8 protein-coding genes, 14 tRNA genes and 1 rRNA gene are annotated in these 12,098 nt (G+C 54.1%); 20 read left to right on the forward strand and 3 right to left on the reverse strand.

Features of this window, described 5'->3' with window-relative positions; all coding sequences use genetic code 11:
* The first annotated feature begins 9 nt into the window (after positions 1–9).
* From rrf to KI379_RS29375, 18 genes are all read left to right on the forward strand, one after another.
* Positions 10–126: ribosomal RNA gene (gene rrf / locus KI379_RS29290) — 5S ribosomal RNA — on the forward strand.
* A gap of 78 nt (positions 127–204) precedes the next feature.
* Positions 205–280 (forward strand) — tRNA-Asn (locus KI379_RS29295).
* Between the two features lie 59 nt (positions 281–339).
* Positions 340–411, forward strand: a tRNA-Glu gene (locus KI379_RS29300).
* Between the two features lie 163 nt (positions 412–574).
* Positions 575–650 (forward strand) — tRNA-Val (locus KI379_RS29305).
* Between the two features lie 66 nt (positions 651–716).
* Positions 717–790 (forward strand) — tRNA-Met (locus KI379_RS29310).
* 33 nt (positions 791–823) lie between these two features.
* Positions 824–900: transfer RNA gene (locus KI379_RS29315), tRNA-Asp, on the forward strand.
* 198 nt (positions 901–1,098) lie between these two features.
* Positions 1,099–1,171 (forward strand) — tRNA-Thr (locus KI379_RS29320).
* 8 nt (positions 1,172–1,179) lie between these two features.
* A tRNA-His gene (locus KI379_RS29325) sits at positions 1,180–1,255 on the forward strand.
* A gap of 8 nt (positions 1,256–1,263) precedes the next feature.
* Positions 1,264–1,338, forward strand: a tRNA-Gln gene (locus tag KI379_RS29330).
* 4 nt (positions 1,339–1,342) lie between these two features.
* A tRNA-Lys gene (locus KI379_RS29335) sits at positions 1,343–1,418 on the forward strand.
* A gap of 18 nt (positions 1,419–1,436) precedes the next feature.
* Positions 1,437–1,520, forward strand: a tRNA-Leu gene (locus KI379_RS29340).
* A gap of 11 nt (positions 1,521–1,531) precedes the next feature.
* Positions 1,532–1,606 (forward strand) — tRNA-Gly (locus tag KI379_RS29345).
* Positions 1,607–1,609: 3 nt separating this feature from the next.
* Positions 1,610–1,686, forward strand: a tRNA-Arg gene (locus KI379_RS29350).
* 23 nt (positions 1,687–1,709) lie between these two features.
* A tRNA-Pro gene (locus KI379_RS29355) sits at positions 1,710–1,783 on the forward strand.
* Positions 1,784–1,846: 63 nt separating this feature from the next.
* Positions 1,847–1,920, forward strand: a tRNA-Gly gene (locus KI379_RS29360).
* 756 nt (positions 1,921–2,676) lie between these two features.
* Complete coding sequence (locus KI379_RS29365) at positions 2,677–3,339, forward strand: S-layer homology domain-containing protein (protein ID WP_212985789.1); 663 nt, start codon at positions 2,677–2,679, stop codon at positions 3,337–3,339.
* A gap of 384 nt (positions 3,340–3,723) precedes the next feature.
* Complete coding sequence (locus KI379_RS29370) at positions 3,724–4,167, forward strand: MarR family winged helix-turn-helix transcriptional regulator (protein ID WP_076177067.1); 444 nt, start codon at positions 3,724–3,726, stop codon at positions 4,165–4,167.
* Between the two features lie 15 nt (positions 4,168–4,182).
* Entirely contained in the window at positions 4,183–5,811 is a 1,629-nt protein-coding gene (locus KI379_RS29375; protein WP_076177065.1) for an MDR family MFS transporter, read from the forward strand.
* 109 nt (positions 5,812–5,920) lie between these two features.
* Here the strand turns inward: KI379_RS29375 and KI379_RS29380 are convergent, their stop codons facing one another.
* On the reverse strand, positions 5,921–7,072 hold the full coding sequence (locus KI379_RS29380; RefSeq protein ID WP_076177064.1) for a phosphodiester glycosidase family protein: 1,152 nt from the start codon (positions 7,070–7,072) through the stop codon (positions 5,921–5,923).
* Positions 7,073–7,301: 229 nt separating this feature from the next.
* On the reverse strand, positions 7,302–8,078 hold the full coding sequence (locus KI379_RS29385; RefSeq protein WP_076177063.1) for an ABC transporter ATP-binding protein: 777 nt from the start codon (positions 8,076–8,078) through the stop codon (positions 7,302–7,304).
* 342 nt (positions 8,079–8,420) lie between these two features.
* Between KI379_RS29385 and KI379_RS29390 the strand changes: the two genes are divergently transcribed.
* Positions 8,421–8,885 (forward strand): acyl-CoA thioesterase, encoded by a 465-nt coding sequence (locus KI379_RS29390; protein ID WP_076177062.1) that lies wholly within the window; start codon positions 8,421–8,423, stop codon positions 8,883–8,885.
* 71 nt (positions 8,886–8,956) lie between these two features.
* On the forward strand, positions 8,957–9,625 hold the full coding sequence (rnhA, locus tag KI379_RS29395) for a ribonuclease H (protein WP_105445107.1): 669 nt from the start codon (positions 8,957–8,959) through the stop codon (positions 9,623–9,625).
* A 289-nt stretch (positions 9,626–9,914) separates the two neighbouring features.
* Here rnhA and KI379_RS29400 read toward each other — a convergent pair whose 3' ends face one another.
* Positions 9,915–11,900, reverse strand: coding sequence for an alpha-amylase family protein (locus tag KI379_RS29400; RefSeq protein WP_212985790.1), 1,986 nt, complete (start codon positions 11,898–11,900; stop codon positions 9,915–9,917).
* Positions 11,901–12,098 lie beyond the last annotated feature (198 nt).

Consider the following 12,098-nt stretch of genomic DNA (forward strand, 5'->3'; position numbering starts at 1 on the left):
AATGCTCCGTTTGGTGGCGATAGCGGAGGGGTTCCACGCGTACCCATCCCGAACACGACCGTTAAGCCCTCCAGCGCCGATGGTACTTGGACCGAAGGGTCCTGGGAGAGTAGGACGTTGCCAAGCGGAAAACCACTTTTGTGGTATTTTTTTTGGCCTTGATGGTCACCTACATATGACAAAACTGGTTAGTTGTAACAACGTTCCCTGATAGCTCAGTTGGTAGAGCACTCGACTGTTAATCGAGTTGTCACAGGTTCGAGTCCTGTTCGGGGAGCCACTTTAAAAAACGTCTAAGGATGTTTTGTTGCAGAAAACAGAATTAGACTTTATATATATGGCCCGTTGGTCAAGGGGTTAAGACACCTCCCTTTCACGGAGGTAACATGGGTTCGAATCCCATACGGGTCACTTTCTTATTAACATCAGGGATGAGAATCCCAAAAAGGGTTCGTCGGAGCGTGACTTCGGTAGCATCTGCATCGCAGTCTCGAACGAAGTGAGAGTATCCCATACGGGTCACTTTCTTATTAGCATCTGGGATGAGAATCCCCTATAAGTTTCAAAAGAATATGGAGGCTTAGCTCAGCTGGGAGAGCATCTGCCTTACAAGCAGAGGGTCGGGGGTTCGATCCCCTCAGCCTCCACCACTATACCTCAAAAAAGTTTATACCGATTACTTTTCGAGGGCCCAATATCAAATTACTTTTTAATGACGCGGGGTGGAGCAGTCCGGTAGCTCGTCGGGCTCATAACCCGAAGGTCGCAGGTTCAAATCCTGCCCCCGCAATTATCTCCTTAAGATGGAGATCCCAAAGGCCGTGGAACCGTGGTGTAGAGGCCTAACATGCCTGCCTGTCACGCAGGAGATCGCGGGTTCGAATCCCGTCGGTTCCGCCATTTTAAATTGCTTCAGGGATGAGAATCCGGATACGGGTTCGTCGAAGCATCTGTTTCGTTAGCGCTGCATCGCAGTCTCGAACGAAGAGAGAGTATCCCGTCGGTTCCGTCATTTTAAATTGCTTCAGACGGAATCCAAATGGTTATTTGCTTTCGCGATAGATGGTTATCGCTTTGAAATTATTCAAATATTTATGCGCCGGTGTAGCTCAATTGGTAGAGCAACTGACTTGTAATCAGTAGGTTGGGGGTTCAAGTCCTCTCGCCGGCATGTTTATGGCGGTCGTGGCGAAGGGGTTAACGCACCGGATTGTGGCTCCGGCATTCGTGGGTTCAAGTCCCATCGATCGCCCCATTAATTGTTGGGGATTAGCCAAGCGGTAAGGCAACGGACTTTGACTCCGTCATGCATAGGTTCGAATCCTATATCCCCAGCCAGTGAGAGCCATTAGCTCAGTTGGTAGAGCACCTGACTTTTAATCAGGGTGTCGAAGGTTCGAGTCCTTCATGGCTCACCAGTTTTATTTACAGGTTTTGCGCGTGTGGCGGAATTGGCAGACGCACTAGACTTAGGATCTAGCGTCTTTGACGTGGGGGTTCAAGTCCCTCCACGCGCACCACTTTGTTTGATGCGGACGTGGCTCAGCGGTAGAGCATCGCCTTGCCAAGGCGAGGGTCGCGGGTTCGATTCCCGTCGTCCGCTCCAAATGCGCCCTTAGCTCAGCTGGATAGAGCGTTTGACTACGAATCAAAAGGTCAGGAGTTCGAATCTCTTAGGGCGCGCCATTTAACTGTTTTACAATAGATATCGGGATGTAGCTCAGCTTGGTAGAGCACCTGGTTTGGGACCAGGGGGTCGCATGTTCGAATCGTGTCATCCCGATACGCATGCACGGCTTCGTGTAAGTCTTGATCTTTCTGCGCTCAAGGCTTGCACGGAGAATCTGCGGGTGTAGTTCAATGGTAGAACTTCAGCCTTCCAAGCTGATAGCGTGGGTTCGATTCCCATCACCCGCTCCATACATAAAACATAACGCCGAAAGGCGTTTTTTTGTTTAGAGCGGTTGTGTGGGAGAGAACCTACGCAGCGTGGGTACGACCGTCCGTGCAGGCTTCGCTGAAGGAACCCGCTCAGGACGCGCGTCAACATCCACCTCTGTGGCTGGCCAAAGGTCCGCTTTTTCATCGAGATGTTGAGTATTCCCATCACCCGCTCCATACATAAAACATAACGCCGAAAGGCGTTTTTTTGTTTAGAGCGGTTGTGTGGGAGAGAACCTACGCAGCGTGGGTACGACCGTCCGTGTCGGCGTCAATGAAGGAACCCGCTCAGGACGCGCGTCAACATCTACCTCTGCGGTGGGCCGAAGGTCCGCTTATTTAATCGAGATGTTGAGTATTCCCATCACCCGCTCCATACATAAAACATAACGCCGAAAGGCGTTTTTTTGTTTAGAGCGGTTGTGTGGGAGAGAACCTACGCAGCGTGGGTACGACCGTTCGTGCAGGCTTCGCTGAAGGAACCCGCTCAGGACGCGCGTCAACATCTACCTCTGTGGCTGGCCGAAGGTCCGCTTTTTCATCGAGATGTTGAGTATTCCCATTACCCGCTCCATACATAAAACATAACGCCGAAAGGCGTTTTTTGTTTAGAGCGGTAGTCTGATTTAAGCGGTTATAACTAATCCGAAGATTTTCCCATGGTGCAACCTTCCATATTTTCTTTGCGTCTGTAGGAAAGACAAGACCAAATTTTCCCGAAGAAGGTGTGGCTAGATGAAGAAGAAGCATGTTGTATCAGGAAGTGTTGCAGCCCTGGCGTTATCCCTGGCGATCGGCGGGTCCGTGTTCGCGGCAGGAGAGGGCTTTACGGATTTGGCGGGAGTCGCCGGTGCCGATAAAATCGCTGCGCTCCAGCAGCAGAAGCTGCTGAAGGGAGACAGTGATTCGGCCTTCCGGCCGCAGGCACAGCTGACAAACGCGGAAGGCGTTCAGCTGCTGGCAAACTTGCTTGCTGACGTGCCGGTCACGAAGGCAGCCGAGGGAAGCGAAACCGCAGCCCTGACAAACGTGAAGGCAGGCGCTTGGTTTGCTCCAGCTTTTCTTACGGTTACGAACCATGGCATCGCCCTTCCGGCTGATATTCAGCCAAGTGAAGGCATGACTCGTGAAGCTTTCACGCAATATTTGATCGAGACGGTGGAAAAGAAGGGCAACCTGCCGATGATCAATTTGGTACCTAAAGACATCGCGGATGACAGCAAAATGACGCCTGAGTATCAAGGGGCTATTCAGCGGGCGCTCGCCTGGGGGATTGCCGACCTGGACAGCAGCGGCAACTTCCGTCCCCAAGATCAAGTGACCCGGTCTGAAGCAGCGGTAATGGTGTACAACGCGCTTGAATTTTTAAAAACGCACAATTACCCTAAGCCGGAATAAAAGCGTCGAAAACGGTCACTGTTGTCAAACGGAAACGAGATCCGTCGATGAAGCACAGCCGAAAGGCACAACGAATATCGACAAAAAAGTCACCCTCGCAAAGGGTGGCTTTTTTTGTTGAGAAGACGCTTTTTAGAAAAATAGGAGGCGATCGAGAAAGGGGGAAACCTCTTTTTTCTGCTATAAAAAAAGGACAAGTCTCCCTAAAACCGCCTCTTGACTATCCGGCTGCGGAGGCGTAATATTACTTAAGTATTTAATGATTAAGTTACTAATTGATTAAAAATTTATCTATTAACAAATAATTAATTAGTGTCCTAATGCAACTGCGGCAATACGACGCGGATGGTCACAGATCCATACCACGCCAAGGAGGTCAACCGTTTGTCCAGAAATGAACAATTGTTTGAAGTGGCGGCGATGTTCCGGTCGCTGCTGAAAAGTATGTCCCATGAATGGAACAAAAACAGTGCCAAGCAGTATAATCTGACTTTTCCCCAGTTCCAGGTACTGTATGCATTGAAGCTCCGGGGCCCACAGAAGGTATCCGAACTGGCCGAATTGCTTGGCCTGACGTCTCCCGCCATAACGAGTTTGACGGATAAGCTCCTTGCTTCGGGTTATGTAAACCGGGAAAGGGCCGAGAACGACCGGAGGGTCGTGTATACCTCCATTACAGAGCAAGGGATGTCCACGATCGGGCAAATCGTTGAGGACCAGCAAGAAATCATTACGGTGTTCTTTGAAATGTTGTCCGAAGAGGATGTACAGCATTTGAGAAGGATCTTCTCATTAATGCTTTTGAATATAGATCATCATGAAGCATAGAGGTGAAAGAGGTACATGGAGCATTTAACGCTGAAGCGTAAAGTAACCATCATGATCGCGATTATGGCGGCGATGTTTTTTGCGGCCATTAACCAGACGATCACAAGCACGGCGATGCCGCGCATTATCGCGATCCTGGATGGTATGGATTACTATACATGGACGATTAATATTTATTTGTTAACTTCGACGATTGCGACGATTCTGGTCGGTAAATTGTCGGATATGTTTGGACGCAAGCCGTTTATCCTGATCGGCATCCTATTTTTCATGTTAGGCGCGTTCTTAACCGGTACTTCGGATAATGTGTACCAGTTCATCATTTATCGCGGGATTCAGGGGATTGGCGCCGGTATCATCCAATCGACGGCCTTTACGGCGGTAGGGGATTTGTTCCCTCCGCGCGAACGCGGCAAATGGATGGGCCTCATGACGGCGGTGTTCGGTTTCTCCAGTGTCCTGGGACCGACGCTTGGCGGTTATCTGGTGGATCATATCGACTGGCACTGGCTGTTCTGGATCTTCCTGCCGCTTGGCGTTGTCGCTTTTATTATGATTCTGACGCTTTTTCCAAAAGTGGACCGCAAGCACGGACAGAGCGTCGATTACGTAGGTTCTTTGTTCCTGACGACGACGATCGTTCCGCTGCTTCTTGCCTTTTCCTGGGCAGGTACCGAGTACGAGTGGGGCTCTTGGCAGATTCTTAGTCTCCTTGGAGCAACCGTTGTATCTGCACTCATTTTTATTTATGTGGAAACCTTGGTGAAGGAACCGATTCTCCCGCTGCATTTGTTTAAAAACGGCGTGGTGACGGTCTCGAACTTGATCGGCTTTATTATGAACTTTGGCCTGATGGGAGCCATGATTTATATTTCCTTCTACGTGCAGGGCGTGCTGGCTATTTCTCCGACTTATGCGGGTTACGTCACGATTCCGATGTCGCTGTGTATGGTCATCACGAGTGCCATTACCGGTCAATTGATTGCCAAAATCGGGAAATACAAGCGCTTTGCCCTGATCGGGATGCCGGTTATGATTATTGGCATGGGCCTGATGATCTTTATGGATAACATCGCGATGACGATCGTCAGCACGATCATTTTCGGTATTGGCCTGGGCCTCGGGATGCCAGTCTTCTCGCTGGCAACGCAAAATGCGGTGTCGCATAAGGAGCTCGGTGTCGTTACCGCATCGACGCAGCTGTTCCGTAACCTTGGCGGTACGATCGGTATCGCTGTGATGGGTACGGTTATGTCGAACAGTTTGACGAAACATTTGAAAGAAGCGCTGCAGTCGCCGAGCGCGCCGGACTTCAGTTCCCTGGATCCGAAGACGGCACAAGGCCTGCTCGCCTTCGCCAATCCGCAGACACTCATGAACAAGCCACTGGTCGAAAAGACGGAAGCGAGCCTGCCGGAGCAAGCCAGAGCACTGTTCGTGCAAATGATCGACAGCATCCGGCACGCGCTGGGTGATACGCTGTCCACCGTATTCCTTACAGGTACGCTGGTGCTTGTCGTGGCTCTGGTGCTCGTGTTCTTCTTGAAAGAACTGCCGCTTCGTTCCACCAACCAGACACCGGAAGCGAACGCCTCGTCGGGGAATGCGAACGTGAAGCCGGGCAAGGCAGTAACGGCCGAATAATTCCGTTATTGACGGTATCATAGATCGATAACACTGATGAATATGAAAAGCCTGGGCGAAAGGAATTCGCTCCAGGCTTTTTTCGATAGGCGGGGCAGGGGGCCCCGTCTTATTGAAATTTCACGACAAGCGCATTGCTGATTTTCCGGCCGGGAGTGGTCAGGTACTTGCCGTTATAGTACAAACCGCTGGAAGCCCCGCCATCCAGGTTCATGGCCTGGTAGGCTCCGGCCTTCTTCATGATTTCCGCCAGCTGGGGAATGGTAGCTCCCCCGGTGGTCAGCAGGATCAGCCGGTGATCCCGGGTCAGGCCGAGCGCGCTGCGGGCGCCTCCACCGGTAAGAATCTTTGGATCTTTAAAGCCTTCCTTCTTCACATTCAGCGAAACTTTGCCGTTCACCAGCAGCCGCGGCCCGGCCTGAAGTCCGCCATCGATCCATCCCTGCTCAAAGGCTTGGCCAAAATCGGGACCGGCGATGATCCGCGCCAAGTGGTTGGCGTCATAAGCGAAGATCGAACGCTTGTCGCCGGGGCTTGGCATCTTGACGGTGCCATGGCTCACGATATAGCCGTATGGAGCCTTGTAGGCGCCGCTGGTATAAGCGTCAAAAAAGGTGCCGTTGACGGCTACCTTTGCGCCGCTGCGCTTGGCGATGCTGGAGAGGTCTTCGACCTTGCCGGGGGTATTCCCGGCGAGTACGACATCCAGCTGAATTTTCGGATGCAGCAGGTCGATCGTCACCGTCTGGGCGGAAAACGATCTGCCGCCGACCTTATACGTTTGACGTGCGCTCACGATCGGGTTTTTCAGGGCTTGTCCGACGTTTCGGGTAACGTAGGGGAGATACTGTTCCACTCCTTCCCTGGTCAGCTTGACGGCTGCTTCGTCCTTCTGCCAGCTGGCTTCAACGCCGAGCTTGCTGACGATGAGCGACAGCGGTACATAAACCGAACCGTTCTCACGGAACGGGGCGGCGGCTAGAGCGAGGCTAGTGCCGTCGAAAGCGGCCGACTTCTGCGCGAGGTGAAGCGTCAGACGGTGGTTGCCCTGGAAAATGTCGAGCTGCTTGGCGGCGTCGTTCCACTGGGTGGTCACGCCTTCGAATTCGGTCAAGGAGCGGACCGGCAGGAAGGAATAGCCGGTTTTTGCATCGACAATCACGACGTTTTTGACGGCCGAAGCGGCGGAGGCAGGCGCGGATGGCGCAAGGCACACCCAGGTAAGGCACATGATGAGTACTGCGGTTAACCATTTTTTCATGCTGCAAAAATATCCCCTTTGTCTCGAAATATAAACCAATGTTCAGGAAATCATTTCCTTACTAGTATATCGGCTTACAGAGCGGGAACTTTGAGCCGGATGTCATAAGGTTTATTCGCTAAACTATGCTGGGCGAAGCCGGACAAGCTCTCGATGGTGCAAGCAGAAAAAAGGAGGAACTTCGATCAACGAAGCCCTCCTTTTGCAATCCGCTCTGTAATCGCAGCGCCTATTCCGCTACGCGCACGTATACCCGGTCTCCGTGACGGTCGACCTCCACCGGGGATTCGAACAGGTCGCTGAGCGTGTCCGCGGTCAGCACGTCCTCGGTCCGCCCGCTGCAGACCGCCTCGCCGCGTCTCATCAGCATCACGTGGCTAAACGCCGGCAAAATTTCCTCCGTGTGGTGCGTAACGTAAATGAGCGTCGGAGCTTCCGGCTGCAGGGTCAGCTCCCGGATGCTGTCCAGCAGCTTCTCCCGGGAAAACAGATCCAGCCCGTTGCACGGCTCGTCCAGAATCAGGATGCGTGGATTGGCCATCAGCGCGCGGGCAATGAGCAGCTTCTGCTTCTCGCCCTGTGAGCAGGTGCGGTATTCGCGGTCCCACAAATGGCCGCAGTTCATCGTTTCCATCAACTCGCGGGCACGGTCGAAGTCCTCATCGCTCGTTTTGTCGTACAGGCCCACTGTGGCGTGCTTGCCGCTGACGACGATGTTCTGGGTGCGATCCGATCCGTACAGACGCTCCTGAAAGGAGTTGCTGACCCAGCCGATCGATTTGCGCAGCTCGCGCAGGTCCACTTCCCCGAAGCGGTGCCCCAGCACACTGACCGAGCCTTCGGACGGCCAAATATAACCGTTGACGATGTTCAGCAGCGTCGTTTTGCCCGAGCCGTTCAGGCCCAGCAGCGCCCAATTCTCTCCGGGCTTCACCTGCCAGCTTACATTTTTCATTAACGTATGCTGCCCGCTTCTCCACGTAATGTTCTCGATATCGATGATCATCAGGTTCCCTCTCTCTCTTGATCCGCAGTCGGATACATGCTGTTCTTCACATGTTAAAACAAATCCCGGTCCTGTCAATACCTGAGCCGAAGAAACGGCAGAGGATAACGTCCCTGGGATGCTCTGATCACTGGCCCCGTCTGGCGATTTCCTTAAATCATACGACGCGGGGAAAAGGGCTGTCGCCGCGATAATTGCTGAACGGGGGAAGCATTTTTTGCTATAATGGGCATCAGACAGCCGGAAATCGGGCCTGATCCGGCCAAGCCGTCAAGCCGATGGGGAGCTCACGTGCTTATACGGCAGGCAGGAGAACAGCGGGTCCACAAAGGAGACATTTTCATGAAAAGGGAAAGCTTTATTCAGCCGGATGCTGCAGGCTGGCTGCAAAAGTTTCATTTTTCAATCCCGATCAAGGTGCGCTACTGCGAGACGGATATGCTTGGACATGTGAATAACGTCAGCTATTTTATGTATTTTGAACAGGGCAGAATCGAATACTTCGAGCAGCTCGGGCTGTTTGCCGACTTGTTCGGCGAGGAGAAAGTGATGGTGGTTGCCGACCTCGAGTGCCAGTATCTCGCCCAGATGTACCGCAGCGATCCGGTGCAGCTCCATGTGCGGGTGGCGTCGATCGGACGCTCCTCCCTGGACATTGAGTATGCCGTCGTCGCTTCAGGAGCACTGAAGGCGGCCGGACGCGGCGCGGTCGTGCTGATCGAAACGAAGAGCGGGAAGAGCACTCCGCTGCCGGAGGAAATCAAGGAAGCCATCCGGGCGTTCGAAGGAACGGGTCTGGCGCAATAGCCGTCTGCTTGGAAGAACGTCACTGTAGATGGGGAAAAAGATGCAGAAGCAGATAGGAGCAAATGCTAGTTATGGCAAAGCAAAAATTTTACGTCGTCTGGGAAGGGCATAAGCCGGGAATCTATACGTCTTGGCCCGAATGCCAGGCTCAGGTGAACGGGTATACGGACGCCAAATACAAGTCCTACGAATCGCGCGCGGAGGCGGAAGCGGCTTATGCGGGCGGATGGAAGAAAAACTGGGGCAAAGCCAAGGCGTCGGGCTCAGCCGGAGGTTATACGTCCAAAGCAGCCAAATCCGGCAAGCCGTCTGCGTCGGCATCCTCGATGGAAGAGATCGATTACGACAGCATCTCGGTGGATGTCGGTACGCGCGGCAATCCCGGCCCGGTCGAGTACAAAGGCGTCGATACGCGGACCGGGGAAATTTTGTTCTATGTCGGACCGGTTGAAAATGGAACGAACAACCTGGGCGAATTTATCGCGATCGTCCATGCGCTGGCGTATTTGAAGCAGAAGGGCAGCAAGAAGACCATTTACACCGACTCGAAGACGGCGCTGGCCTGGGTGCGCAACAAGAAACCGGCGACGACGCTGGCCCGTACCGAGAAAACGCGGAAGATTTGGGAGCTGACGGACCGCGCCGTGCAGTGGCTGCACGAGAACAAGTACGAGAACAAAATCGTGAAGTGGAAGACCGAGGAATGGGGCGAGATCAAGGCGGATTTCGGCCGGAAATAATACGGAAAAAGAGCCCGGAGCAGCTTGGAAGCGCTCCGGGCTCTTTGGTTTGCAGGAGAGTATGGGTTTAGGCGAAAGCATAAGCATGTATGTTCGCGACCGCTTGTATTTTTGCGTAAGTATGTGTTTATGCGTATCTGTACTGTGCTCTTTCGTCAGCATAGGGTTATGCGCAAGCTTGTATGTCCGAGTATGCGTGTGTGATTGCCAGTACGCTTGTGCTTGAGAGAAGCATGTGTTTATGAGATGGGGGCGTGTGTCTCGGGTAGAGACTGGCTGCCGCTGCTTGCTAGTTCCCTTCCGGCTGGCCGTAATCCAGAACGACCATTTGGTGGCACTGCCACTCCGGCAGCTCATACGTGACGAGGCCGTTCTGCTGCCGGAAGTCGATAGGCGTCATCTGCGGCGCCAGGTATACGCCGGTGACCGGCTCGGAAATCCGCAGTTCCGCGGTTGTTCCACGGATCGGCAGCAGGTCCTCGATCACTTCAATGTTACGACCGCGCTTCACCGGCGAGGCGTACAGCGAATGATGGACATAACGCTTCTGGGCCGGCTGATGCTGAACCGTTGTTACGCCCTGCGCGGGAAGGTTCGTACGCAGCGTCTTCTCCGGCAGCAGACGGTTCAACGCGTACAGGACGGTTTCCTTTAAAACGAGGCTTCCCTTGGAAGCATAATCTTCGAACACGTTCCAGGCGATATAAATTCCGTTCGCATGCTCCACCATGCCCGGCCCGCCGTACTCTCCGCTGTTCGGTGTATGCTGATGGGAGCAGAACGTGAACGCGTCGCGGTTAAAATACGGATTTTCCCGTTTGCCAAGCTCGGTTCCGCCCTCGGCAAGCGTCACTTTCTGCCCCTCCGAATAGAAAATAAACGCCGATTCCTGCAGACTTGCCAGCGGATGCTGCGGATGGTAGTAGTCCGGACGGAACGGATTGACGCCGGCGTGGCGAACGCCCAAGTCGATGGCAAATTCGCTGCCATCCGGCTTCAGGCCCGATTCGCCGGTAGCAAGGATGCGCCCGCCGCCGGCCAAAAAGCTGTCCAGCTTGGCCAGGATCGTATCGTTGACCCGGATCCGGTCGGGCAGGATCAGGACGGCATACGGGCTGAAGTCGGCTTCCAGGTCGACGACGTCGAACAGGATATGCCCTTCCAGCAGCATGCGCACCGCGCCGGCGTCCGGATCGCCGGTGAAGCTGTCGTGGCCGCCGGCCGCCTGATGGGTGCCGGCCGCTTCCACCGACAGCAGCGCTACGTCGGCGACGTTGACCGCGTCACGGCACCACGCTTCCTTGGCTTCGACTTCGGCATAGGCCGCGCCAATCAGCCGGTAGGTGGCTTCATCCATCGCGCCCAGCGGATGCAGCTGGTCCCCGATGGAGCAGGCGGCGCCGTTCGCCAGACTGAGCGCGGCTTCATAACGCAGGGCGTTCGGGTGCTTATAGCCGCCGAATTCGCCCCAGGTGGTATGAAACTTGCCGGTCATGCCAAGGAACGGCATGCCCAGCGTCTGGGCGTAGCGGGCGGACAGCGGGAAGTGGTCGTAGCCCCAGCCCCCGGTCGGCAGTGACTCTAGCTCGAGATGCGAGTTCATGTGTGCAAGGTCGCGGCGTCCGCGGCGGATGTGGCCGCCGTTATGGAAAATCGGCAGCCCGGGTTTGTGCCGGTGCACCGTTTCTTTAACGCGGCTGGTGTAATTGGCGTAAGTTTGCTCCCAGAGCGGGCGCATGGCGCTTTTGTCCCGCGGGTCGATCCCCTGTTCGCGGGCCGCCGCTACGCAGGTGGCGCAATAGCACTCCCGCACCCCGACGATGTCCAGAAAGATGCCGTCGGCATCATAACGCTGCGCGACCTCTTCAATCTGGGACAGCAGAATGTCCAGATAAGGCGTATTCAGGCAGAGCTGGTGGTATCCCGGCGTGAACAGGTCGCCTTCGCGGCTGAAGCGTTCACGGATCAGCCATTCGGGATGCCGCACGGCAAGCCTCTCGTCAAGGCCTGCGGACAGGTAGACAGGAGTTCGTACCCCGATTTCGTGGGCGGCTTCAATCATGGCACCGAGCAGGTCGAAGGACAGTCCCGGATGCGTGACGTTCGCCTCGGAGGGATGGTATGCCCATCCGTGATGGCATTTGGAAAACACGGTGATCGAATCCACATGGCCAAGCTTCAGCGCCTGCTGAAACTGTTCCTTGCTGAAGCGGGTGCCGATGGGATGAATCGCTTCGGACGTATGAAAGTCGAGATGAACTTGGCGCATACGCATGGCAGATGTTCCTCCATTCAATAAGCAGAGATTTGAAAACGGCTTTGCACATACCCCTAAGGTAAAGGAAAATGGATACCGCTTCCATGCGGAATAGCGACTTTGTTCTGTCCGATATCGACTTTTGAAAAATGACCGAAACAGCATATTATGCTAGGATGAATTTATTGATGAGAAAGATCTGCCACGATATCGACT

The sequence above is a fragment of the Paenibacillus cineris genome, assembly GCF_018333335.1.
Classification (GTDB): Bacteria; Bacillota; Bacilli; order Paenibacillales; family Paenibacillaceae; genus Paenibacillus_AQ; species Paenibacillus_AQ favisporus.

Excerpts from the sequence above, each read along its gene's own strand:
- KI379_RS29390 (WP_076177062.1), top strand. The coding sequence starts at position 8,421 with ATGAAAAGGGAAAGCTTTATTCAGCCGGATGCTGCAGGCTGGCTGCAA.
- KI379_RS29400 (WP_212985790.1), bottom strand. The coding sequence starts at position 11,900 with ATGCGTATGCGCCAAGTTCATCTCGACTTTCATACGTCCGAAGCGATT.
- KI379_RS29385 (WP_076177063.1), bottom strand. The coding sequence starts at position 8,078 with ATGATCATCGATATCGAGAACATTACGTGGAGAAGCGGGCAGCATACG.
- rnhA (WP_105445107.1), top strand. The coding sequence starts at position 8,957 with ATGGCAAAGCAAAAATTTTACGTCGTCTGGGAAGGGCATAAGCCGGGA.
- KI379_RS29365 (WP_212985789.1), top strand. The coding sequence starts at position 2,677 with ATGAAGAAGAAGCATGTTGTATCAGGAAGTGTTGCAGCCCTGGCGTTA.
- KI379_RS29375 (WP_076177065.1), top strand. The coding sequence starts at position 4,183 with ATGGAGCATTTAACGCTGAAGCGTAAAGTAACCATCATGATCGCGATT.
- KI379_RS29380 (WP_076177064.1), bottom strand. The coding sequence starts at position 7,072 with ATGAAAAAATGGTTAACCGCAGTACTCATCATGTGCCTTACCTGGGTG.